Here is a 24718-nt window from a genome sequence, read left to right as displayed (position 1 = left end):
TCAGGCCACGAACACCAGGTAGACGGCGAAGGCCACCACGAAGCGGTAGATGGCGAACGGGATGAAGTCGAGGCGACGGATCAGCGCCAGGAAAGTCTGGATGGCGATCATGGCCACCACGAAGGCGGTGACGAAACCCACCGCGAACATGGGGAAGTCGGCCATGGAGAGGAAGTCGCGACTCTTGTAGAGATCCAGTCCGCTGGCCGCCACCATCATGGGCACCGCCAGGATGAAGGAGAACTCGGCCGCCGCCTGACGGCTGATCCCCATCAGCATGCCGCCGCTGATGGTGGCACCGGAGCGGGAGAAGCCAGGCCAGAGTGCCAGGCACTGGAACAGGCCGATGCCGAACGCCTGCTTGTAGCTGATGTCGTCCAGGGTTTCGGAGCGTACCGCCGGGCGGAACTTCTCGGCGATGATCAGCAGGATGCCGCCGGCGACCAGGGCGTACATCACGGTCTGCGGGCCAAACAGATGGGCCTTGATCCAGCTGTGGATGGCGAGGCCGATGACGACGGCGGGCAGCATGCCGAGGATGATGTGCACCAGCGAGAGGGTGGCGTGTCCCTGCGCCGGCTTCTGGCCGAAGTGGATGCCGATGAGGCCAAACAGGCGGCGCCAGAATACGGCGACCACCGCCAGGATGGAACCCATCTGGATCACCACTTCGAAAGTGGCAGCCTTGGGGCCGTCGAAGCCAAGCAGGTGGCCGACGATGATCATGTGGCCGGTGGAGGAGACGGGGAGGAACTCGGTCAGGCCCTCCACTATGCCCAGCACGAAGGCGACAAACAGGGCGTAAGACTCTGTCATGTTTCAGATCTCTTGATTATTGGTCCGGTTGAAGTCGGCCCCGAGCCGAGCCGGGGGCGACCAATGATGGAGGAAAATCGGGCGGGCAACCAGTGAATATTGTGTTGGCGCCAGGCCCCGCCGGCGGGATCGACGGCGAGGTCATTGGTTTTCATTCGGGCTTACATGGCGTTCGGCGCTCAGCGGCCCCGATCAGGCGGGGCCCTGACCGGCCAGGATCCCCTCGATTTGCTGCAGCAGCGCCGTATCCAGCGGGGGCTGGGCCTGGGCCTCCACCGCGCTGACAATCTGCTGCGGGCTGCTGGCACCGATCAGGGCGCAGCTCACCACAGAGTCGCGCAGGACCCACTGCAGCGCCAGCTGTGACAGCGGTTGGCCCCGCTGCTGCGCCAGCGCGTGCAGAGCACGGATGGTGGCCAGCTTGTCGGCGGTGATCTGTTCGGGCTTGAGGAAGGGGCTGGCACTGGCGGCGCGCGAATCCGCCGGAATGCCAGCCAGGTAGCGATCGCTCAGCAGCCCGCCGGCCAGCGGGGAGAAGGCGACCACCCCCATACCGTGCTCGCGGCAGACCGGCAGGGTTTCGGCTTCAATATCGCGCTGGAACAGGGAGTATTTGAGCTGATTGACCAGACAGGGGGTGCCCAGCTCCGCCAGCCGGGCGGCGGCCTGTGCGGCGAGCGGGGCCGGGTAGTTGGAGAGGCCGATGTAGAGCGCTTTGCCCTGACGAACCATCAGGGCCAGCGCCTGACAGGTCTCTTCCAGCGGGGTGCGCGGATCCGGCCTGTGGTGGTAGAAGATGTCCACGTAGTCGAGACCGAGCCGGCGCAGGCTCTGGTGCAGGCTGGCAAACAGGTATTTGGCGCTGCCGCCGTCGCCGTAGGGGCCATCCCACATGATGTATCCCGCCTTGCTGGCGATGATGAGCTCGTCCCGATAGGGCGCCAGGCTCCCCTTGAGCAGCTTGCCGAAGGTGATCTCGGCCGACCCCGGCGGCGGCCCGTAGTTGTTGGCCAGATCGAAGTGGGTGATGCCCAGATCGAACGCCTGGTGCACCATGGCTTTCGCGGTGGCGGGATCGCTCCCTGCGCCGAAGTTGTGCCAGAGGCCGAGAGCTATGCCGGGCAGGCGCAGACCGTGGCGACCGGCGGGTCGATAGGGCTGGCGCTGGTAGCGGTCGGGGGCGGCGAGGTAGTGATCATCCATAACGACTCCTTGCGTGGGATTGTTTGCGAGCAGAGGCGAGGGGTGACCCCGGTCCCTCTTCGCCTGGCATGTCTGCGTGGGAGAAGAGGGCGCCGGGGTCAGCTGGCGGCGATGAAGCGGTAACGGGTCTGATGGCGATAGGTCTGCCCCGGCAACAGCCAGGGATCCCCCAGCTCGGGTCGGTTGGGGCTGTCCGGCAACTGCTGGGCCTCCAGACAGAGGCCGGCGTGATCCCGATGGAGCCGGCCATCGCGTGCCGGGGTATTAGCCAGCCAGTTGCCGCTGTAGAACTGCAGCGAAGGCTGGTTGGTGTAGACCTCCATGGTCAGCTGGCGATCCCCTGAAACGACCCGCGCCGCCCACTCGGCGCTCGGCCCGTTGAGCACAAAGGCGTGGTCATACCCCTTGGCCTGTTGCTGCTGGGGATGGTTCAGCCAATCTTGTCCGATCAGGCGTTCGTGGCGCAGATCGAACGGCCCCTCCACCGGTGCGATCGCGAGCGGCAGCCCGCTTTGGTCGGTGGGCAGGAAACGGTCGGCGTTGAGGCGGATGAGATGATCGCGCACATCGCCATCGCCGGCTTGTCCATCGAGATTGAAGTAGGTGTGGCTGGTGAGGCTGACCGGGGTTGGTGCATCCGTGCTGGCGACGAAATCTACCACCAGATCGCACTGCTCCAGCCGGTACTCCAGTGTCACCCGCAGGTTGCCGGGAAAGCCCTGATCCCCGCTACGGGAGAGCAGGGTCAGTCTGACCCGGTCCGCCTCCCGCTCCTTGATCTGCCAGTGCTGGCGATGAAACCCCGCCCGTCCGCCGTGCAGGCAGTGGGGGGGCTGGTTGGCATCCAGCGGCCAGCGCTCGCCCCCTCGTACCAGCTCGGCTCCGCCGATGCGGTTGGCAAAGCGCCCCGCCACCGCCCCCAGCCACACCTGCTGGGTGGGATAGGCCTCATCGGTGCAGCCCAGCAGCACTTCACGGCGCCCACCCGCCACCGGCAGGGTGAGGGAGGTGAGGGTGGCCCCGAAGTCGAGGCCGCGCAGGCGCAGCCCCTCCTCGTTTTCCAGCTCGAACGGGATCATGGCATCGCTCATAGTTTGCCTGCACCGGCGTTGCCGACCCGGCAGACGTCGCCGTCGGCCTGCATCATCAATGGGCTCATAGTTTTCCTGCCCCCGCGCTGGCGCGGCAGACGTAGCTGTCGGCCTTGAGGCCGAAGCGGGCCGGGTACTCGGCATCGACCGCGGCGATCACCTCGGCCACCTTGTCGGGGTGCAGCAGGGCGACCACGCAGCCACCGAAGCCGCCGCCGGTCATCCGTACGGCGCCCTCAGTGCCGATCCTGGCCTTGATGATCTCCACCAGACCGTCGATGGCGGGCACGGTGATTTCGAAGTCATCGCGCATGGCGGCGTGCGAGTCGGTCATCAGCTCGCCGAGGCGCACCAGATCCCCCTGCGCCAACGCGTCGGCGGCGTCCAGGGTGCGGCTGTTGTCGCCCACCACGTGACGGGCGCGGCGGTAGCAGACCTCATCCAGCCCGGCCTTGCCCGCTTCCAGCGCCGCCAGATCGAGATCGCGCAGCGCCTTGACCCCGTAGTGACGGGCGGCGGCTTCGCACTGCTGACGACGGGTGTTGTATTCGCTGTCCACCAGACCGCGACGGACGTTGGAGTTGACGATCAGCACCGCCAGATCGGTGGGCATGGGGATGAGCCGGGTCTCCAGCGAGCGGCAGTCGAGCAGCAGGGCGTGATCCTGTTTGCCGCTGGCGGAGATCATCTGGTCCATGATGCCGCAGTTGCAGCCGACGAACTGGTTCTCCGCCTGCTGGCCGTTGAGGGCAATCTCGGCCTGGCTGATGGTGAGCCCCAGCGCCTCCTTGAAGGCCTGGCCGATGGCCACCTCCAGCGAGGCGGAAGAGGAGAGGCCGGCCCCCTGCGGTACGTTGCCGGAGACCACGAGATTGAGGCCGCGCAGGGGATAGCCGCGCTCCTGCAGGTACTTCACTACCCCGCGGATGTAGTCGCTCCAGCGCTGGTCGGCATGATGATTGATGGGCTGGCCGAGATCGAACAGGTCGCGCTGGTTGCCGTAGTCGGCGGCGACCACGTGCACCAGGCTGTCATCGCGCAGGCCGATGGCGACGCAGGTCTCGTAGTCGATGGCGCAGGGCAGCACGAAGCCGTCGTTGTAGTCGGTGTGCTCGCCGATGAGGTTGACGCGGCCAGGGGCCCGCACCAGCAGGTCGGGTTGTTGCTCAAACTGCTCGGCAAAGACGGCGCTGACGCGCTGGCTCGGGGTCATGGGGTCACCTCATTGGCTTTGTAATGAACGGGGGAAAGGGTGCGCAGGCGCTCCGCGGCTTGCTCCGGGGTCAGGTCGCGCTGGGTTTCGGCCAGCATCTCGAAGCCCACCATGAATTTGCGCACCGTGGCGGAGCGCAGCAGGGGCGGGTAGAAGTGGGCATGCAGTTGCCACGCCTCTGGGCAGTCGGAGCGGGGCGGCGCAAAGTGCCAGCCCATGGAGTAGGGAAAGCTGCACTCGAACAGGTTGTCGTAGCGGCTGGTGAGCTCCTTGAGCGCGATGGCCAGATCCTGTTGCAGCTCGGGGGTGAGCTCGAGCAGAGAGGGGACATGGCGCTTGGGCAGCAGCAGGGTTTCGAACGGCCAGGCCGCCCAGAAGGGCACTACCGCCAGCCAGTGTTCGGTCTCCACCACGATGCGGGAGCGATCCTGCAGCTCCCGCTCCACGTAGTCGACCAGCAGCGGGCGGCCGTGCTCCGCCAGCCAGGCGCGCTGGTGCTGCTCTTCGCGGGCAATTTCATTGGGCAGGAAGTCGCTCCCCCACAGCTGACCGTGGGGATGCGGGTTGGAGCAGCCCATGACGGCGCCCTTGTTTTCAAACACCTGCACCCACTCCCACTGGGCCGACAGCTCGGTCACCTGCTCCATCCAGGTGGTGATCACCTGCTCGATGGCGGGCAGAGGCAGCTCGGGCAGGGTCTTGCCGTGATCCGGCGAGAAGCAGATGACCCGGCTGGTGCCACGGGCGGCTTCCAGTCTGAGCAGGGGATCCTGCTCGCCACTGGCGGCCGGGGTGTCCTGCATCAGGGCGGCGAAGTCGTTGGTAAACACGAAGGTGTCCCGATAGTCGGGATTCTGGTCGCCGGTGACGCGCTTGTTGCCGGCACAGAGGAAGCAGTCGGGGTCATGGGCCTGGCTCGGCGCCTGGCTCACCTTCTCGACCTGACCCTGCCAGGGGCGCTTGGCCCTGTGAGGGGAGACCAGCACGTATTGGCCGCTCAGCGGGTTGAAACGACGGTGGGGGTGATCAACCGGGTTGAACATCATCACTCCTCAAGCTCAATAAAAGAAAATGCGGGCAGGGATGAGGGCGGGTGCGCCTCTCATCTGTGACCCTTCCCCCACAAAGGGAGAAGGGAGCAAAACGGGCATCACGCCTCGTACCCCTGCGGGTTGGCGGATTGCCAGCGCCAGCTGTCGGCGCACATGGCGGCCAGATCCCGCCGGGCACGCCAGCCCAGCTCGCGCTCGGCCCTGGCGGGATCGGCCCAGCATTCGGCGATGTCGCCTGGGCGTCTTGGTTCGATGCGATAGGGCAAGGGGCGACCACTGGCCGCCTCGAACGCCGCGACCATCTGCAGCACGCTCTGGCCCTGGCCCGTGCCCAGGTTGTAGACGTGCACGCCGCCCTTGCTGGCGCAGTGCTGCAACGCCTTGACGTGCCCTTCGGCCAGATCCATCACGTGGATGTAGTCACGCACACCGGTGCCGTCGACGGTGGGGTAATCGTTACCAAAGACCGAGAGGCAGTCGCGCCGGCCGATGGCGACCTGGGTCAAAAACGGCATCAGGTTGTTGGGGATCCCCTGGGGATCCTCCCCCATGGTGCCCGACTCGTGGGCGCCGACCGGGTTGAAGTAGCGCAGCAGGGTCATGCTCCAGTGCGGCTCGGCCCGCTGCAGATCCTCGAGGATCTCTTCGATGATCAGCTTGGAGCGGCCGTAGGGATTGGTGGCGCTGCGCGGGAAATCTTCCCGGATGGGCGTGCTGGCGGGGTCACCGTAGACGGTGGCCGACGAGCTGAACACCAGGTTGTGGACGCCGGCCCGCTTCATTGCCTGCAGCAATACCAGGGTGCCGTTCAGGTTGTTCTCGTAGTAGTCGAGGGGGATGCGGGTGGACTCGCCAACCGCCTTGAGGGCGGCGAAGTGGATCACGGCGTCGATCCGTTGCTCGCTGAAGATGCGATCCAGCAGGAGCGGGTCACGGATGTCCCCCCGATAGAAGCGGGGCTCGCGTCCGCTGATGGCGGCGATGCGGGCCAGCACGCCGGCCTTGCTGTTGCAGAGGTTGTCCACCACCACGGGCTCCATGCCGGCCGCCTGCAGTGCCAGGCAGGTGTGGCTGCCGATGTAACCGCAGCCGCCGGTGACCAGTACTTTCATCCTCATCTCCACGCTCAAAAAAAGCCTGTGAAGGAGTCTAGCCGAGGGGCTGGCGGGCAAACTGTGAACTGGCTAACAAATACGTGTAAACGATTACACTTGTTTTGGTGGTCATCATTTCAGCAATATGGTTTTTCCCCCCTGTTATCAGTGACATTGCTCGGTATAATGGCCTAGTCCCGAACCGTGAAATAAGTGAAAACAGCATGAGTACCATCAAGGATGTCGCCCGTTTGGCCAACGTATCGGTGGCAACGGTTTCACGGGTGATGAACAACTCACCCAAGGCCAGCGCCGCCTCCCGCGAGGTGGTGTTGAAAGCCATGGCCGAACTGGGCTACACCCCCAATGCCAACGCACGGGCGCTGGTCAGCCAGACCTGCGACACCATGGGAGTGCTGGTGGGCGATGTGGCGGATCCCTTCTTCGGCGCCCTGGTCAAGGGGGTCGCCGCGGTGGCGGTGGAACAGGGGCTGCACCTGTTGATGGGTAATGGTTTTCACACGGCACGGCAGGAGCGCGAATCCATCGAGCTGCTGATCGGCAAGCGCTGCGAGGCGCTGGTGGTGCACAGCAAGGCGCTGAGCGACGAGGAGCTGATCGACTATGCGCTGCGGGTGCCCGGCATGGTGCTGATCAACCGCGACATCCCGGCACTCAAGGGGCGCTGTATCGCCCTCAACAACCGGCAGGGGGCGGCCACGGCGACCCGGCATCTGCTGGAGCTGGGCCACCGTCACATCGCCTTCCTGAGCTCCGATCACGCCATCGAGGATGCCATCCTGCGGCTGCAGGGCTATCAGGATGCGCTGGCCGAGGCGGGCGTGCGCGCCGACCCCGAGCTGGTGGAGAGCGGCATGCCCAACGAGGAAGGCGGCGAGCGGGCCATGCTCAACCTGCTGGCCAAGGGGCTGCCCATCACGGCCGTGGTGGCCTACAACGATGCCATGGCGGCGGGTGCCATCTCGGTGCTGGCGGACAACGGCCTCAAGGTGCCGGAGGAGGTGTCGGTGGTGGGCTTCGATGACATCATCTATGCCAGATACCTGCGCCCCAAGCTCTCCACCATGCGCTACCCGGTTGAACTGATGGCAGCCCAGGCGGCCAAGCTGGCCCTGCAGCTGGCAGCAGGGGAAAGCGAGGTGGTACAGAGCCGCATTTACACCCCGACCCTGATCAACCGCCACTCGGTGGCGCCCGTTCGAAGCTGATCCCTTTCATTTACCTCCGTTTATCGCTCCGGATTGCCGCTTTTAAGGCGCTCGATCCGGAGCCTTGGTCTTTTACCTGCATTTAGCGCATTTTTACCCTGTTTTACTTAACAAATTAAGTGTAATCGTTTACATCTGTGTGAGCGGGATCGCCGATCACTGGGCAAATCTCCCCTACACTGCATACGTTTTCGGCGTTCATGCAGGGAGAGAGACGAATGCTCAGGGAGATAGTGGCCCGTCAGGACTGGCAGACCCAGGCGATTACCGCAGTGAATCGGCTGCCCGCCCATACCCCCTTGTTCAGCTGGCGCAACGAGGCCGCGGCGCGCGATGATCTCGCCTCGCCTTCGCGCACCCTGCTGGATGGGGAGTGGTGCTTCTCCTTCTTCACGGCGCCCGAGCAGGTGCCGGAGCAGTGGCTGGCGCAGGATCTGGCCGATGCCTGTCCCATCCAGGTGCCGGGCAACTGGCAGCTGGCTGCGGCCTACCCAGGGTTGCGGCCTGTGACCGACGTGCCCATCTACACCAACATCAAGTACCCCTTCCCCTGTAATCCGCCCCGGGTGCCCGCCGAGAATCCCACCGGCTGCTACTCCCGCGAATTCAGCGTGCCAGCCGACTGGCTCACCAGCGGCCAGACCCGGATCATCTTCGACGGGGTGGACAGCGCTTTTCACCTCTTCTGCAACGGTCGCTGGGTCGGTTACTCCCAGGACAGCCGGCTGCCCGCCGAGTTCGATCTGACCCCCTTCCTGCAGGCCGACGACAACCGGCTGGCAGTGCTGGTGCTGCGCTGGTCCGACGGCTCCTATCTGGAAGATCAGGACATGTGGCGCATGAGCGGTATTTTCCGCTCCGTCAGCCTGCTGCACAAACCGGCTCGTCATCTGATGGATATACGGGTAACGCCCGAGCTCGACGCCTGCTACCGAGATGGCCGCCTCAAGATCGCATTGCAGGTAGCCAATGGGACCGGCCTGTCGGTGGAGCTCAACCTCTATGACGGCGGTGATCGGGTGGCGACCCTGTGCCAGCCGATCGGCACGCAAACCATTGACGAGAAAGGGGCGTATGACGATCGCGCCGAGTGCTGGCTCGAGGTGGCGGCCCCACGCAAGTGGAGCGCCGAGACCCCCCACCTCTATCGCCTCACCCTGACCCTGCTGGACGAGCGGGGGGAGCCCATCGAGAGCGAAGCCTGTGACGTGGGCTTTCGGGCGGTGGAGATCCGTGGTGGCCTGCTGCGGGTGAACGGCCAGCCGCTGCTGATCCGTGGCGCCAACCGCCACGAGCATCACCCCGCAACGGGGCACGTGGTGACGCCCGCCGCCATCGAGCAGGATCTGCTGTTGATGAAGCAGCACAACTTCAACGCGGTGCGCTGTTCCCACTACCCCAATCACCCCGAGCTTTATCGGCTGTGCGACCGGCTCGGCCTCTATGTGGTGGACGAGGCGAACCTGGAGACCCACGGCATGACTCCCATGGGGCGGCTGGCGCGGGATCCCGCCTGGAGCAACGCCTTCCTGGAGCGGGTGACCCGCATGGTGGCCCGCGACTTCAACCACCCCAGCATCATCATCTGGTCCCTTGGCAACGAGTCGGGCTACGGCCCGGCCCACGATGCCATGTATGGCTGGGTCAAGGGGGCGGATCCGAGCCGCCCGGTGCAATACGAAGGGGGTGGGGCCGATACGCCGGCCACCGACATCATCTGCCCCATGTATGCCCGCACCCATCAGGATCAACCCTTCCCGGCGGTGCCCAAGTGGGCGCTGGCCAAGTGGATCGGCCTGCCGGGGGAGACCCGCCCACTGATCCTGTGTGAATACGCCCACGCCATGGGCAACAGCTTGGGGGGCTATGCCCACTACTGGCAGGCATTTCGCGATCATCCGCGGTTGCAGGGTGGCTTCGTCTGGGATTGGGTCGATCAGGGATTGGACAAGCTGACCGATGACGGCCGCCACTTCTGGGCCTATGGCGGTGATTTCGGCGATACCCCGAATGATCGCCAGTTCTGCTGCAACGGTCTGGTTTTCCCCGACCGTACCCCCCATCCCGCCCTGTTTGAGGCAAAACGTGCCCAGCAGCCGTTCGTGCTGACCTTGCAACACCGTCAGCCGCTGACGGTCGAGATCCGCAGCGAATACCTGTTTCGCGAGACGGACAACGAGCGGCTGCAGTGGCGGCTGTGCGAAGACGGCGTGGTGGTGAGCCAGGGTGAATGCCCACTCACCTTGGCACCGCAGGGCTGCGTGACGCTGACCCTGCTGGAGCAGTTGCCGACCTTTGCGCCGGGGGTGCTCGCCTGGCTGGATCTCGCCATCGTGCAGCCCGCCGCCACGCCCTGGTCAGCGGCCGGTCACGAGGTGGCGCGCCAGCAATGCATGTTGCCCGCGCCATTGGCGCTGCCTGCCGCCCGCACGCCGGCCACCTTCATCGAGCTGGTGGATGGCTGGCAGATCCGGGCGGCCAACAGCGAGTGGCGGCTGGACAAGGCCAGCGGCCGCGTCCAAAGCTGGTGCAAGCTGGGCCGCGAGCAACTGAAAGAGGCCATCGCCGATCACTTCTATCGGGCGCCGCTCGACAACGACATCGGCACCAGCGAGGCGGACCACGCCGATCCCAACGCCTGGATCGCCCGTTGGCAGGCGGCCGGGCTGAATGAGTTGCAGCATCGCTGCCTCGAGCTGGTAGTGAGCCCTGACCAAGGGACTGTGACGGTGCGTCACGGCTACTTCGTCGGCGAGGCGCTCAAGCTGCTGACCCTCTGGCGTCACGAGTTCGATCAGGATGGTGCCATGCGCCTCGCCATCGAGGTGGAAGTGGCAGCCGAGATGCCCTCCCTGCCGCGCATCGGCGCCCTGCTCTGGCTGGCCGACGAGGTGCTGGCGGCAGGGGAGGAGGTGAGCTGGCTGGGGCGTGGTCCGCACGAGAACTATCCGGATCGCCTGCTGGCTGCCGACCTCGGTTGCTGGCAGTCGTCGCTCGATGCGCTGCACACCGCGTATGTGTTCCCGACCGACAACGGGCTGCACTGTGACACCCGTCAGCTGCGATTCGGCTCCATCGAGGTCGAGGGACTGTTTCATTTCAGCCTGAGCCGTTTCAGCCAGCAGCAGCTGGCCCAGGCTCGTCACCAGACCGATCTGGTGGCCGCAGGCGGGCTCCATCTCTGTCTGGATGGTTTTCATATGGGGATTGGAGGGGATGACTCCTGGAGCCAGAGCGTACGACCGGAATATTGGCTGCAACCAGGCAGCTACTATTGGAACTGTGTTCTACGCTGAACCTGAGCGATTGCTTAACAAGAAAGAGTCCCGTTCAGAGCTGTAGTGTCGCCAATTAAATATAACCATATGATTTTTAATTGATTTGTTGCTATGTAACAGAGTGTAAACGTTTTCATTTTGTTGTCATGATCACAGAACGACATACAACAAACTGATTACATTAGGCTGGCGCCAGTTCACTTGGTGTACAGCATTCCCTACAAAAACAGATAGAGAGATCGGAGCATAACAATGAAAAAGATCACGACCATTGCCGCCGTACTGATGAGCCTGATGGCAGGAGCCACCGCCCATGCCGAAACCCGCATCGGGGTGACCGTCTACAAATACGACGACAACTTCATGGCGGTAGTGCGCAAGGCAATCGAGAAGGAAGCGGCGGCCAACCCGGGGGTGGAGCTGCTGATGAACGACTCCCAGAATGACCAGTCCAAGCAGAACGACCAGATCGACGTGCTGCTGGCCAAAGGCGTGAAGGCGCTGGCCATCAACCTGGTTGACCCGGCGGCGGCCCCGGTCGTGATCGAGAAAGCCCGTGGCGAGGACGTGCCCGTGGTGTTCTACAACAAGGAGCCTAATGCCGCCGATCTGGCCAGCTATGACAAGGCCTACTACGTGGGTACCGATTCCAAGGAGTCTGGCATCATCCAGGGTCAGCTGATCGCCAAGCACTGGAAAGCCAACCCGGCCTGGGATCTGAACAAGGATGGCGTCATCCAGTACGTGCTGCTGAAGGGCGAGCCGGGTCACCCGGATGCCGAAGCCCGTACCACCTACGTCATCAAGACCCTGAACGATGGCGGCATCAAGACAGAGCAGCTGCACATGGATACTGGTATGTGGGATACCGCCATGGCCAAGGACAAGATGGACGCCTGGATCTCCGGCCCGAACGCCAACAAGATCGAAGTGGTCATCGCCAACAACGATGGTATGGCGATGGGTGCCGTAGAGTCGCTGAAGGCCCAGGGCAAGACCGCCATCCCGGTGTTCGGCGTGGATGCACTGCCTGAAGCGCTGGCGCTGGTCAAAAGCGGCGCCATGGCCGGTACCGTGCTGAACGATGCCGCCAACCAGGCCAAGGCGACCTACGAGCTGACCAAGAACCTGGCTGAAGGTAAACCGGCCGGTGAAGGCACCAGCTGGAACATCGTCAACAAGGTCGTGCGTGTTCCCTACGTTGGCGTAGACGCAGACAACCTGTCCAAATTCGAATAATTCCCTCCTCCAGGGCAAGGGAGATCCCTTGCCCTTTTTTCAACCAGATGTGATGGCTGATATGACAACACAGCAACAATCAGAATGGCTGTTGGAGATGATTGGCGTCAGTAAGAGCTTTCCTGGCGTCAAGGCACTCGATAATGTCAATTTACGGGTCCGTCCTCATTCTGTGCATGCGTTGATGGGCGAGAACGGGGCAGGGAAATCGACGCTGCTCAAGTGCTTGTTCGGCATTTACGAGAAGGATGAGGGCAAGATCTTCTTCAAGGGGCAGGAGATCAACTTCACCTCCTCCAAGGAGGCGCTGGAGAACGGTGTCTCCATGGTGCATCAGGAGCTGAACCTGGTGCTGCAGCGCTCCGTGATGGACAACATGTGGCTCGGCCGCTATCCCACCAAGGGATTGTTCGTCGACCACGGCAAGATGTATCAGGACACCAAGCATATCTTTGACGAGCTGGACATCGACATAGACCCGCGGGTCAAGGTCGGTACCCTCTCCGTCTCCCAGATGCAGATGATCGAGATCGCCAAGGCGTTCTCCTACGATGCCAAGATCGTCATCATGGACGAGCCCACCTCCTCGCTGACCGAGAAAGAGGTGAGCCACCTCTTCAAGATCATCAACAAGCTCAAGGAGAAGGGGTGCGGCATCGTCTACATCTCCCACAAGATGGAAGAGATCTTCCAGCTCTGTGACGAGATCACCATATTGCGGGATGGCCAGTGGGTGGCGACCCAGCCGCTCAAGGGCATGACCATGGATCAGATCATCGGCATGATGGTCGGTCGCGAGCTCACCCAGCGCTTCCCGGAGAAGACCAACCAGCCGAAAGAGGTGATCCTCGAGGTCGAGCACCTGACGGCGAAGAACCAGCCCTCCATCCAGGACATCACCTTCAACCTGCACAAGGGGGAGATCCTCGGGGTGGCCGGGTTGGTGGGGGCCAAGCGCACCGACATCGTCGAGACCCTGTTCGGCATTCGCGACCGCAGCGAGGGGTCCATCAAGCTGCACGGCAAAGAGGTGGCCAACCACAACGCCCACGAGGCGATCCGCAACGGCTTTGCGCTGGTGACCGAGGAGCGGCGCTCCACCGGCATCTATTCGCGCCTCGACATCGCCTTCAACTCCCTGATCGCCAACATGGACAACTACAAGGGCTCCATGGGGCTCCTCAGCGACAACAAGATGAAGAGCGACACCCAGTGGGTCATCGACTCCATGCGGGTCAAGACGCCGACCCAGCAGACCCAGATCGGCTCCCTCTCCGGGGGCAACCAGCAGAAGGTGATCATCGGCCGCTGGCTGCTGACCCAGCCGGAGATCCTGATGCTGGACGAACCGACCCGCGGCATCGACGTGGGGGCCAAGTTCGAGATCTACCAGCTCATCCTGGAGCTGGCGAAGAAGGACAAGGGCATCATCATCATCTCGTCGGAAATGCCCGAACTGCTCGGCATTACGGATCGCATCATGGTGATGAGCAATGGCCGGGTCGCCGGGATCGTCAATACCAAAGAAACTGACCAGAGCGAGATACTGCGCCTGGCATCTCTGTACCTCTAGAGACAGGAAGACATTTATGGAGTCGGCTAAAAATTTCAATCTGATGCGGGCGCTCAAGGAGAACGGCATCTACGTGGTGCTGCTGGTGCTGCTCATGATCATCGTGATCAAGGAACCCTCCTTCCTGAGTCTCACCAACTTCAGCAACATCCTGACCCAGTCTTCGGTGCGGGTCATTATCGCGCTCGGGGTGGCTGGCATCATCATCACCCAGGGTACGGATCTGTCGGCCGGTCGTCAGGTCGGTCTGGCGGCGCTCATCGCGGCAACCATGCTGCAGGCGCTGACCAACGTCAACAAGGTGTTCCCCAGTCTGGGCGAGGTACCCATCCCGGTGGTGATCCTGCTGGTGTGCGCGGTGGGTGCCCTGATAGGTCTGGTCAACGGCCTCATCGTGGCCTATCTGAACGTCACCCCGTTCATTACCACCCTGGGGACCATGATCATCGTCTACGGCATCAACTCCCTCTATTTTGATTCGGTGGGCGCTTCGCCGGTGGCCGGTTTTGACCCCCGTTTCTCCAGCTTCGCGCAGGGGTTCATCAAGCTGGGCGGGTTCAAGCTATCCTATCTGACCTTCTATGCCGCTATTGCCAGTGTCTTTGTCTGGGTGCTGTGGAACAAGACCCGCTTTGGCAAGAACATCTTCGCCATCGGCGGCAACCCTGAAGCGGCCAAGGTCTCCGGCGTCAACGTAGCGGTCAATCTGGTGATGATCTATGCGCTGGCGGGGGTCTTCTACGCCTTCGGCGGCATGCTGGAAGCGGGCCGGATCGGCAGCGCCACCAACAACCTCGGCTTCATGTACGAGCTCGATGCCATCGCCGCCTGCGTGGTGGGCGGGGTGTCGTTTGCGGGTGGCGTGGGTACGGTTGCAGGGGTGATCACCGGCGTGCTCATCTTCACCCTGATCAACTATGGTTTGACCTATATCGGCGTCAGCCCTTACTGGCAGTTCATCATCAAGGGCGGCATCATCATTCTGGCGGTGGCACTGGACTCCATGAAGTACGCCAAGAAGAAATAACGATTGGCAGGGAGGGCTGGCAGTGCCGGCCCTCTCTTCTGGAGGGATCCCATGCCATTCAAGGTCAAGATTTACGTCCTGTTGCTGCTGGCCATCCTGGTCACCATCGGCACCGCCTGGTTCAGCGTCAATCACTTCATCAGCGCCTACATCCGCACTCAGGCGACCAAGAACATCAACGAACAGATCTCCCTGGTCAAAGAGAAGCTGGCCGGCGACATCAATCAGAAAATCCTGCTGGCAGCCAACCTCAACTTCGGGGTGACCAACGTCAAGAAGACGCTGGAAGAGACCGGCTTTCACAACATCGTCAAGGTGATCGGCGACATGGCGTTCGACGTGAGCGGCGTCATCAACGACAGCAGTAAGGTCGATGCCCTGCGCAAGCTTATCCCCGCCGCCAACAACCAGATCACCGTCAGTCCGCTGCAGCAGGTGGATGGCAAGCCCGTCATCTCGATTCTGGTGCCGCGCGGTGCCGACTCTGCCTACCTTTATTACCTCGACATGAGCGAGTTCAAGAACCTGCTGGCCAGCGTCAGTGGCGAAGGGCGCTACTTCTCGCTGGCTGACGGGCAGGGCAATGAGCTCTACAGCAGCAAGCCGCAGGGGGAGAGCGAAGCGCGCCCCAATTCGCTGGATATTCGCGGCAGCAGCTGGACCCTGACCGGTTACATAGATCTCGACTACATCCGCACCATGACCCGGGCACTCAACGGCCAGATCATCATGGCATTGCTCGGGGTAGCCTTGGTGGTGATGGTGCTCGCCGTGCTGGCGCTCAATGTGGCCTATCGCCCGATTCTCTCGCTGCGGGACCTGGTGCAGGAGCTCTCCCGTGGCAGCGGCGATCTGACCCGTCGGCTGGCGGTAACCAGTACCGATGATCTGGGCCAGATTTCGGCCGGTATCAACCGCTTCATCGAGCGGCTGCAGGAGATGATGAACGAGGTACGCCAGGCCAGCGGCCAGCTCAATAGCGGCATTGCCGGATTGGCCAGCCAGACCGGTGCTGCCCAGTCCCTGTTGGCGGATCATGTGCGGGAGACTGAGCTGGTGGTGACCGCCATCAACGAGATGAGCCGCACCGCGGTTTCAGTTTCGGAGAGCGCCGCCAGCACGGCCCAGCTCACCGGCCAGAGCCAGCAACTGGCGAGCCAGTCCCGTCAGGTGGTCGATCAGGCCATGGCCAGCGTGATGGCGCTGGTAGATGAGGTGGAAACCACCGCCCGTTCCATCGAGGCCATGCAGCAGGATGTGCAGCAGATTGGCTCGGTGCTCGGGGTCATCGGCAGCATAGCCGAGCAGACCAATCTGCTGGCCCTCAACGCTGCCATAGAGGCCGCCCGCGCCGGCGAGCAGGGGCGTGGCTTTGCCGTGGTGGCTGACGAGGTGCGTTCACTCGCCGCCCGTACCCAGCAGAGTACGGCGGAGATCCAGACCATGCTGGCCAGCCTGCAGCAGGGGACCCGGACCGTGGTGAATGCCATGAGCAATACCAAGCAGAGTTGTCAGGGCGCCGCCGAGAACACCACTCGGGTCAACGAGTCACTGGATCTGATGGCGGGCGAGGTGGTGGAGATCAACGATCTCATCAGCCATATCGCCACGGCTGCGGAGCAGCAGAGCGCGGTAGCCGAGGAGATCAATCGCAACATGAGCGCCATTGCCGAGGTGATCCGCCAGCTGACCCACAACGGCGAGGCGACGGTGGCCAGTGCCGGCTCGATGCAGCAGACCTATGACAGGCTGCGGGAGATTGTGGGGCATTTCCGGCTGGAATGAGCGGGTAGAAAGGTAGGCCGAGGTAAAAATGGCCAAAAAAGATGGGGGCGACTTGCGTCGCCCCCGATAGTCTTATCGCTCATATCCTTGAACGAAGTTGCTCCCTGCAATCCCTGACTATACCTCTTCCTTTAGGTTTCCCCTTCCCAATCCTTTGGGGTGTCCTTTAGCCATCATGGCCTGACGAGTCATCCGTTCCCGTCGCACTTTCTCCGTCCTGGGAGGTGTCCTTTACCACATCCTGTGGTGAGTCCATTTGCCCAACCCTGGCAGCCAGTCTTCCTGACCGACTTCATTGCGTCCGTGCAGGAGTAACTATAAGGATTTCAGGGAGCGGGACAACGGCAGAGTGAAAAACGTTTTTACGCATCTCGTTACGAAGGAAACTTGTTTCAATATTTATCCTTTACTTTCATTGTGATAGGTGTTTTTTGTTCATGTTTTACGATCTTATCTTCCGACTATCGCGGGATCTTTTCTAGCGCTTTGCCTACATCCGCTATGGCGAATGTCTTACACCTTGTTCAACTGGGATTAAGAAAGGAGAGGCGAACAGATAAGGGCCATGCTGGCAACGAAGCATGGCTGGAGGAAGATAGCGTCAGTTGTGTGCCTGCAGCCGCTCATAGATGGTCTGGCGTTCTTCCGGGCTCAGGGAGGAGAAGTAGTGGGTAAACAACCGCAGCAGCAGAGATTTGTTCATGCCGTCCTGCTGGGTCAGGTTGCCAAGCTCATCGATGGCCGTGGTGCTGAGCGAGAAGGTGGCTTTCTTGAAGCTGGGTTTGAGATGTTCACCGCTCTCGATGAAGGCGAGTGCGGTCAGAGCCTCGTCCCGATGCAGAGTCAGCTCCAGGCTGACGACCTTGGGCTTGCCCTTGGCATAAAAATCCGCGTCCTCGATGAACTCGTCTATGGTGAACTTCTTCTGGTGATGCAGATTGTGTTTCTTCTTCAGGTCGGCAAGTCCCATCTCATACCCCCAGCTCCAGAAACTCCTTGGCGATGGCGCGGATCTCTTCGGCAGACTTGCCATCCGGCTCTATCTCCATCACCGACAATCCCTTCTCCTCGCTGTCGTCGTAGACGTTGCGGCCATAGGTGATGGAATTGAGCACGTCGACACCGAAGGAAGAGCAGACCTCCTTGGCTTCCAGTATCCGCTTCGCCTGGTTGGGCAGGGCGGGGCATTGGGTCAGTACTACGGCAGCCCGCAAGGTCGGGTTGACCATCTTGCAGGTGGTGATGAGGTCTTCCATGTGCGGCAGAGTCTTGAGATCGCGGCGCTTGGGACGCAGCGGGATCAGGGCATGGGTGGCGACGGCCATGGTGGAACGCAGTGCCCGGTTGTCCTGGCCGCCACAGTCGACGATCAGGTAGTCATAGCGGTTCTTCAGGCTGAGCAGATCGTTGCGGATGTTGCCGTAGAGCTGGACGCAGTTTATCTGGGGCAGATCCGGATTGTCGTTGCGCTCCTGGATCCAGTCCGAGGTGGTGCGCTGCGGATCGCAGTCCACCAACAGTACTTCGCCGTGAAACTGGGTTCTGAGGTAGACCGCCAGATTCTGGGCCAGACAACTCTTGCCGCTCCCTCCTTTCTCACCACCGACCAGCAGGATCATGACCGTCTCCTATCCCTATGAAAAACAGCTGCATTGAGTATAGGAGGGGGTTGGGCCATGACAAGCCAGGAGGAGAAGACCTCCTCCCGGGGGGTCGCTCAGTAGTGCTGACTGCCGCCGTGCCACTGACACACGTAGGCGGGTACCAGCATCTGGGGGGCCTGATCGACATGGCACACCACCAATGGCATGGCAGGGGCACCCTCCGCATGGACCAGTGCCGGGGTCATGGGCAGCAGCAGAGTGGAAAGCAGCAGCAGTGACTTCATCTTCATGGCTATCTCCTTGGTGACATAACAGGTGTGATCCTGATCACTTTCTGAGTTAAGCCGAGCCGGCTTGTGACGCAAGCTGCTGAAATAAATTCAACTAATGAAAAAAGTTTGAAAAAGCCCCTGCGCCGGCCAGTTGAAAATTGGCCGGCCAAGATGCGCAATTCGTGCATATCCATATAAGAGGTGAAGAGGCAACACTGCCTGTAGTCTGGCCCGGCAAGCGGAACAGACGCGATGCCATGATCTGGAACAACAAACAGATTATTCAGCGCGAAGCCTGGCCGTGACTTTTTATTTGCTGCGAGCGCCTCGTAAAGAGCGCGGAAAATTCAAATATCTGCATATAAAATTCACTTCTTGTTGTGTATGTTTTTATCTATATGAAATTAAACGATTTTTGTTTTTGCTGCTATCCCTTTGTAGATATTTGGTGTGAATGAAATAAGGCAAAATATGAAATATGTGCCGAAGAAAGTGCGTATTTAAACGGGAGAGGTGAATGGGAGATTGTCAGTTCTGTTACCCCTATCAAAGAATAAACCGTGAATTTATTCAGTTCTGGGTGAATGTGATCAATGTCTAAGTTTATCGTGATTGGCAGGTCTAACCTCGGTCTCGAAAGGCAAGGGCAGGATAGAACACAAGCCGATTACCCTACATAAAGAATATCCCGCCTTAGCCACGAGCATGAATAGAAGGAATCTATTCAATCACTCGCAGGGACCACAGCTAGACGGAATATAATCATGAGCAAATTTTATGTAGGTTCTGAAGTTGGCCAATTGCGCCGTGTCATGTTGCACCGCCCCAACCTCAGTCTGAAGCGTCTGACTCCTTCCAACTGCCAGGATCTGTTGTTCGATGACGTCCTGTCCGTTGAACGTGCCGGTCAGGAGCACGACAAATTCGCTCAGGTACTGCGCGATCAGAATGTCGAAGTTTTCCTGCTGACCAATCTGCTGGCGGAAACCCTGGACGTGCCGGAAGCCAAAACCTGGCTGCTGCAACATCAGGTCTCCGACTATCGCCTCGGCACTTCTTTTGCCAACGACGTACGCTGCTTCCTGGCCGACATGCCGCACCGCGAGCTGGCCCGCATTCTCTCCGGTGGCCTGACCTACTCCGAGATGCCCTACAGCGGCGTCAACATGGTAGTGGGCATGCACGCACCGACCGACTTCATCATCGAGCCGCTGCCCAACCACCTCTTTACCCGTGATACCTCCTGCTGGGTCTATGGTGGCGTCTCCATCAACCCGATGGCCAAACCGGCCCGCCGTCGCGAAACCAACCACGTGAAGGCCATCTATCGCTGGCACCCGCAGTTTGCCGGTCAGGACTTCATCAAGTACTTCGGTGACGAGGATCGCGACTACGACAACTCCACCATCGAAGGGGGTGACGTACTGGTCATCGGTCGTGGCGCCGTGCTCATCGGCATGTCCGAGCGCACCACACCGCAAGGGGTCGAGCACCTGGCTCGCGGCCTGTTCAAGCACGGCCAGGCCAAACAGGTCATCGCCATGCAACTGCCGAAACACCGCAGCTGCATGCACCTGGATACCGTCATGACCCACATGGACATAGACACCTTCTCCGTCTATCCGGAAGTCATCCGCAAGGATGTGAACTGCTGGAGCCTGACTCCGGGCGGTGCCACCGGCATGAACATCAAGGAAGAGGGCTACTTCGTCACCGCCATCGAGAAGGCACTGGGGGTCGATCAGCTCAAGCTCATCACCACAGGTGGCGACACCTTCGAGGCCGAGCGCGAGCAGTGGAACGATGCCAACAACGTGCTGACCGTGCGCCCTGGCGTGGTGGTGGGTTACGAGCGCAATACCTACACCAACGAGAAGTACGACAAGGCCGGCATCACTGTGCTGCCCATCCCGGGTGAAGAGCTGGGACGTGGCCGCGGCGGCGCCCGCTGCATGAGCTGCCCGATGGAACGCGACGGCATCTAACAAGACGGCGTGGCGCCGGCAGAGGCTGGCGCCACACAGCACCAAACTCGAGAGTAACACTCATGAAAAAACCAACTGTCGTCGTCGCCCTGGGTGGCAATGCCCTGCTCCGTCGTGGCGAGCCGCTCGAAGCAGATATCCAGCGCAAGAACATCGCCACCGCCGCCAAGACCATCGCCCTGATCGCTCAGGAGTACAACGTGGTGTTGGTGCATGGCAACGGCCCGCAAGTCGGCCTGCTGGCTCTGCAGAACAGCGCCTACACCAAGGTATCCCCCTATCCGCTGGATGTGCTGGGTGCCGAGTCTCAGGGCATGATCGGCTACATGCTGATCCAGGAGTTGAAGAACCTGATGCCGAGTCGCAACGTCACCGCGCTGCTGACCCAGGTGCAGGTTGACCCGCAAGATCCGGCCTTCGTCAATCCGACCAAATTCATCGGTCCCGTCTACGAAGAGGCTGAAGCCCGCGCCCTGGCTGCAGAGAAGCAGTGGGTGGTGAAGGCCGATGGCAAGTTCTTCCGCCGCGTGGTGCCGTCTCCGCTGCCCCAGCGCATCGTGGAAGGTGACGCCATCGAAACCCTGATCGCCCAGGGCCACCTCATCATCTGTACCGGTGGTGGCGGCATCCCGGTGACCTGGGATGGCCAGAGCCTGACCGGTATCGAAGCCGTCATCGACAAGGACATGTCTGCCGCCTACCTGGCCAAGCAGATCAAGGCCGACGCCCTGCTGATCCTGACCGATGCCGATGCCGTCTACCTGGACTGGGGCAAACCGACCCAGCGTCCGCTGCGGATCACCAGCCCGGACGAGCTGGCCGGCGTCAAGTTCGACGCAGGCTCCATGGGGCCCAAGGTCGAAGCCTCCTGCGAATTCGTCAAGGCGACCGGCGGCATGGTCGGCATAGGTGCACTGGACGATGGCCTGGCCATCCTCAAGGGCGAAGCCGGCACCAATATCGTCGCCACCCGTACCGTGAATGCGTAATTACCGACATATGTACTGAGAATGCGTAGTCAACACTACTGCCTGAATTGGTCTGAAACAAATATAGAGAGAACTCATCATGGCTTTTAATCTGCGTAACCGTAACTTCCTGAAACTGCTGGACTTCACCCCGCGCGAAATCCAATACATGATCGATCTGGCCATCGACCTGAAGAAAGCCAAATACGGTGGCTATGAGCGTAAACACCTGACCGGCAAGAACATCGCCCTGATCTTCGAGAAGACCTCCACCCGTACCCGTTGTGCGTTTGAAGTGGCGGCCTTCGACCAGGGTGCCCAGGTCTCCTACCTCGGCCCGAGCGGTTCCCAGATCGGTCACAAGGAGTCCATGAAAGACACCGCCCGGGTGCTGGGCCGCATGTATGACGGCATCGAATACCGTGGCTATGGCCAGGAGATCGTCGAAGAGCTGGGTGCCCACGCCGGTGTCCCGGTCTGGAACGGCCTGACCAACGAATTCCACCCGACCCAGATCCTGGCCGACTTCATGACCATGCTGGAGCACGGCAAGGGCAAACGCCTGGATCAAATCAAGTTCGCCTACCTGGGTGACGCCCGCAACAACATGGGTAACTCCCTGATGGTCGGCGCCGCCAAGATGGGCATGGACATCCGCCTGGTCGCGCCGAAAGCCTTCTGGCCGGAAGAAGAGCTGGTTGCCAAGTGCCGCCTGATCGCCGAAGAGACAGGCGCACGCATCACCCTGACCGAAGATGTGAAAGAGGGTGTGCTGGGGACCGACTTCCTCTACACCGACGTCTGGGTTTCCATGGGTGAAGCGAAAGAAGCCTGGGATCAGCGCGTCAAACTGATGACCCCGTATCAGGTCAACATGGACGTCATCAACGCCACCAAGAACCCGGATGTGAAGTTCATGCACTGCCTGCCGGCGTTCCACAACGACGAGACCACCATGGGCAAGGAAGTGGCTGACAAATACGGCATGAAAGGCCTGGAAGTGACCGAGGACGTGTTCGAATCCGAGCACAGCATCGTGTTCGACGAGGCCGAAAACCGGATGCACACCATCAAGGCAGTGATGGTTGCTACGCTGGGCGACTAAGGTCGCAGTAGTGGTGCCGGGGGGCGACCCCCGGCTTTTCGACCATGTGACAGCGGCATAATACCTCCAACCCTACGACCCGCAGCCTGCATGGATACCACACCCACAGAAGGAAGCTGGACCATGACCAAATTCAAGTTCCCGTCAGCCTACACGATACTGTTCGTGCTGATCGCCCTGGTGGCCGCCCTGAGCTGGATAGTGCCGGCCGGCAAATACGAAATGACCATGAACGAAGCCCTCGGCAAGGAAGTGCCGGTGGCCGGTACCTACAAGCTGGTAGAGGGCAATCCCCAGGGGATCGTCGACGTGCTGCTGGCGCCGATCGATGGTCTCTACAACCATGACACCTACGAGGCAGGCGCCATCGACGTCTCCCTCTTCATCCTGATCATCGGTGGTTTTCTTGGCATAGTGACCAAGACCGGTGCCATCGATGCCGGTATCGAACGGGTGACCGACCGCCTGCGCGGCCGTGAAGAGTGGATGATCCCGATCCTGATGGCGCTGTTCGCCGCAGGGGGCACCATCTACGGCATGGCGGAAGAGTCCCTGCCGTTCTACACCCTGCTGGTGCCTGTGATGATGGCTGCCCGCTTCGACCCGGTCGTCGCCGCCGCCACCGTGCTGCTGGGGGCCGGTATCGGTACCCTGGGTTCCACCATCAACCCGTTCGCCACAGTGATCGCCGCCAACGCCGCCGGTATCTCCTTTACCGACGGCATCTGGCTGCGCGTCGCCATGCTGGTGGCCGGCTGGCTGCTCTGCGTGGCCTATGTGATGCGCTACGCCAAGATGGTTCGCAGCGACCCCAGCAAGTCCCTGGTGGCTGACAAGTGGGAAGAGAACCGTGCCCACTTCCTCGGCAACAAGAGCGACCAGATGCTGGAGTTCACTCTTACTCGCAAGATAGTGCTGGGCATCTTCGTCGCCGCCTTCGCCGTGATGATCTACGGGGTGGCAGTGCTGGGCTGGTGGATGGCGCAGATCTCCGGTGTGTTCCTGGCCGCCGCCATCATAGTCGGCGTCATCTCCCGCATGAGTGAAGAGGAGCTGACCTCCAACTTCATCGACGGTGCCCGCGACCTGCTCGGCGTGGCCCTGATCATCGGTATCGCCCGCGGTATCGTGGTGGTGATGGACAACGGCATGATCACCCACACCATACTGCACAGCGCGGAAGGGATAGTGACCGGCCTCTCCACAGTAGTGTTCATCAACGTGATGTTCGTGCTGGAAGTGGTGCTCTCCTTCCTGGTGCCGTCCTCCTCCGGCCTGGCCGTGCTGACCATGCCGATCATGGCGCCGCTGGCCGACTTCGCCAACGTGGGTCGCGAGCTGGTGGTCACCGCTTACCAGTCCGCCTCCGGTCTGGTGAACCTGGTGACCCCGACCTCAGCCGTGGTCATGGGTGGCCTGGCCATCGCCAAGGTACCCTATGTACGTTGGCTGAAATGGGTAGCCCCGCTGCTCGGCCTGCTGACCGTGCTGATCGTGGTCTGCCTGAGCCTGGGTGCCGTGCTGGCATAAACACCGACAGACATAGCCGTAAAAACGGGAGCCGCTGGCTCCCGTTTTTTATGGCCGACCACGAGGCGCAGCGCACAGATGGGATAAAAAGCCGATTGGCAGACAACAAAAAGGCGACCCTGGGTCGCCTTGCTACATTGGGGGAAGGCTAGCGCGCCTGTTCCAGGGTGCGCACCACGGCGGCGTGGGCCTGACGGGTGCGGCTGATGTGACGCGGGGCGACCAGCACCACGTCGTTGCCGGCGACGGCCCCCATGATCTCGGGATTGGCGTTGCGATCCAGCAGACGAGCCACCACGGTGGCGGCCCCTGGTGTGGTATGGATCAACACCATCTGCTGGTTGTGCACCACGGCGCGCACCATGTCGTGAATGGAGCGGGTACTGCCGGCGGGTTCCAGCTGTTCGTCAACCAGGGTGTAGACCTTCTTGCCGTTGGCATTCTGCGCCTTGGCGACGCCGAGACGGCGCAGCAGGCGGGAGATGGTGGACTGGCTGATGTCGGCGAAGCCGCGCTCCGACAGCTCGCGGCGGATCTCTTCTTGGGTGCTGTAGCAGTGCTGGCCGATGATCTGGCGACAGGCATCCAGCTGGGCCAGATCGGGCTCTTGGGCAACGGGACGGCTGAGGGTCTTGACCACGGCGAATTCCTTTG

The 24718-nt window shown here is 61.5% G+C and carries 20 protein-coding genes; 10 read left to right on the top strand and 10 right to left on the bottom strand.

Translation table 11 applies throughout. The annotated features are described in order from the left end of the window. The 6 genes from bacA to galE all read right to left on the bottom strand — a co-directional run bounded on the left by bacA (position 1) and on the right by galE (position 6487). Entirely contained in the window at positions 1-816 is an 816-nt protein-coding gene (gene bacA / locus CK627_RS02795) for an undecaprenyl-diphosphate phosphatase (protein WP_095591622.1), read from the bottom strand. Positions 817-1008: 192 nt separating this feature from the next. Next, the gene (locus tag CK627_RS02790) at positions 1009-2019 is read right to left on the bottom strand and encodes an aldo/keto reductase (RefSeq protein WP_095591621.1); all 1011 of its coding nucleotides are present in this window, start codon (positions 2017-2019) and stop codon (positions 1009-1011) included. A gap of 98 nt (positions 2020-2117) precedes the next feature. Further along, positions 2118-3110 (bottom strand): galactose-1-epimerase, encoded by a 993-nt coding sequence (gene galM / locus CK627_RS02785; protein ID WP_167385246.1) that lies wholly within the window; start codon positions 3108-3110, stop codon positions 2118-2120. A 64-nt stretch (positions 3111-3174) separates the two neighbouring features. Further along, positions 3175-4323 carry a galactokinase gene (gene galK / locus CK627_RS02780; RefSeq protein ID WP_095591619.1) on the bottom strand — a complete coding sequence of 383 codons (1149 nt, stop codon included), beginning with the start codon at positions 4321-4323 and terminating at the stop codon, positions 3175-3177. Further along, positions 4320-5366, bottom strand: coding sequence for a UDP-glucose--hexose-1-phosphate uridylyltransferase (locus CK627_RS02775; protein WP_043170604.1), 1047 nt, complete (start codon positions 5364-5366; stop codon positions 4320-4322). The genes galK and CK627_RS02775 overlap by 4 nt, the downstream gene beginning before the upstream one ends. 107 nt (positions 5367-5473) lie before the next feature. Next, positions 5474-6487, bottom strand: a complete 1014-nt coding sequence (gene galE, locus CK627_RS02770) for a UDP-glucose 4-epimerase GalE (protein ID WP_095591618.1) — start codon at positions 6485-6487, stop codon at positions 5474-5476. A gap of 206 nt (positions 6488-6693) precedes the next feature. Between galE and CK627_RS02765 the strand changes: the two genes are divergently transcribed. The 6 genes from CK627_RS02765 (at position 6694) to CK627_RS02740 (ending at position 16600) form a co-directional block, all read left to right on the top strand. After that, positions 6694-7698: a substrate-binding domain-containing protein gene (locus CK627_RS02765; protein ID WP_017764831.1), complete on the top strand. Its 1005-nt coding sequence runs from the start codon at positions 6694-6696 to the stop codon at positions 7696-7698. A gap of 218 nt (positions 7699-7916) precedes the next feature. Beyond that, on the top strand, positions 7917-10994 hold the full coding sequence (locus CK627_RS02760; RefSeq protein WP_095591617.1) for a beta-galactosidase: 3078 nt from the start codon (positions 7917-7919) through the stop codon (positions 10992-10994). Between the two features lie 234 nt (positions 10995-11228). Continuing rightward, the gene (gene mglB / locus CK627_RS02755; RefSeq protein WP_017781207.1) at positions 11229-12215 is read left to right on the top strand and encodes a galactose/glucose ABC transporter substrate-binding protein MglB; all 987 of its coding nucleotides are present in this window, start codon (positions 11229-11231) and stop codon (positions 12213-12215) included. 52 nt (positions 12216-12267) lie between these two features. Continuing rightward, on the top strand, positions 12268-13788 hold the full coding sequence (gene mglA, locus CK627_RS02750; protein WP_017781206.1) for a galactose/methyl galactoside ABC transporter ATP-binding protein MglA: 1521 nt from the start codon (positions 12268-12270) through the stop codon (positions 13786-13788). Positions 13789-13804: 16 nt separating this feature from the next. Continuing rightward, a complete protein-coding gene (gene mglC / locus CK627_RS02745; protein WP_005306488.1) occupies positions 13805-14815 on the top strand; it encodes a galactose/methyl galactoside ABC transporter permease MglC in 1011 nt (336 codons plus the stop codon). Positions 14816-14866: 51 nt separating this feature from the next. Next, positions 14867-16600 carry a methyl-accepting chemotaxis protein gene (locus tag CK627_RS02740; RefSeq protein WP_095591616.1) on the top strand — a complete coding sequence of 578 codons (1734 nt, stop codon included), beginning with the start codon at positions 14867-14869 and terminating at the stop codon, positions 16598-16600. A gap of 601 nt (positions 16601-17201) precedes the next feature. Here the strand turns inward: CK627_RS02740 and CK627_RS02735 are convergent. The 3 genes from CK627_RS02735 to CK627_RS02725 all read right to left on the bottom strand — a co-directional run bounded on the left by CK627_RS02735 (position 17202) and on the right by CK627_RS02725 (position 18494). Continuing rightward, a complete protein-coding gene (locus CK627_RS02735; protein WP_005306483.1) occupies positions 17202-17570 on the bottom strand; it encodes a hypothetical protein in 369 nt (122 codons plus the stop codon). A 1-nt stretch (position 17571) separates the two neighbouring features. After that, entirely contained in the window at positions 17572-18219 is a 648-nt protein-coding gene (locus tag CK627_RS02730; RefSeq protein WP_005306480.1) for a nucleotide-binding protein, read from the bottom strand. Positions 18220-18317: 98 nt separating this feature from the next. Then, a complete protein-coding gene (locus tag CK627_RS02725) occupies positions 18318-18494 on the bottom strand; it encodes a hypothetical protein (RefSeq protein ID WP_010635804.1) in 177 nt (58 codons plus the stop codon). Between the two features lie 746 nt (positions 18495-19240). On the opposite strand from CK627_RS02725, the gene arcA reads away from it, so the two are divergent. From arcA to CK627_RS02705, 4 genes are all read left to right on the top strand, one after another. Continuing rightward, positions 19241-20461 carry an arginine deiminase gene (gene arcA / locus CK627_RS02720; RefSeq protein ID WP_017764826.1) on the top strand — a complete coding sequence of 407 codons (1221 nt, stop codon included), beginning with the start codon at positions 19241-19243 and terminating at the stop codon, positions 20459-20461. A 62-nt stretch (positions 20462-20523) separates the two neighbouring features. Continuing rightward, positions 20524-21450: a carbamate kinase gene (gene arcC, locus CK627_RS02715; protein WP_010635806.1), complete on the top strand. Its 927-nt coding sequence runs from the start codon at positions 20524-20526 to the stop codon at positions 21448-21450. A 79-nt stretch (positions 21451-21529) separates the two neighbouring features. Continuing rightward, positions 21530-22534 carry an ornithine carbamoyltransferase gene (argF, locus tag CK627_RS02710; RefSeq protein WP_005306471.1) on the top strand — a complete coding sequence of 335 codons (1005 nt, stop codon included), beginning with the start codon at positions 21530-21532 and terminating at the stop codon, positions 22532-22534. A 123-nt stretch (positions 22535-22657) separates the two neighbouring features. Next, entirely contained in the window at positions 22658-24064 is a 1407-nt protein-coding gene (locus CK627_RS02705) for a YfcC family protein (RefSeq protein ID WP_005306469.1), read from the top strand. A 148-nt stretch (positions 24065-24212) separates the two neighbouring features. Here CK627_RS02705 and CK627_RS02700 read toward each other — a convergent pair whose 3' ends face one another. Next, entirely contained in the window at positions 24213-24704 is a 492-nt protein-coding gene (locus CK627_RS02700) for an arginine repressor (protein WP_005306467.1), read from the bottom strand. Positions 24705-24718 lie beyond the last annotated feature (14 nt).

This window comes from Aeromonas dhakensis (assembly GCF_002285935.1).
Classification (GTDB): domain Bacteria; phylum Pseudomonadota; class Gammaproteobacteria; order Enterobacterales; family Aeromonadaceae; genus Aeromonas; species Aeromonas dhakensis.
The sequence above is the reverse complement of the archived record's forward strand: the minus strand, read 5'-3'. Positions and strand labels throughout refer to the sequence as shown.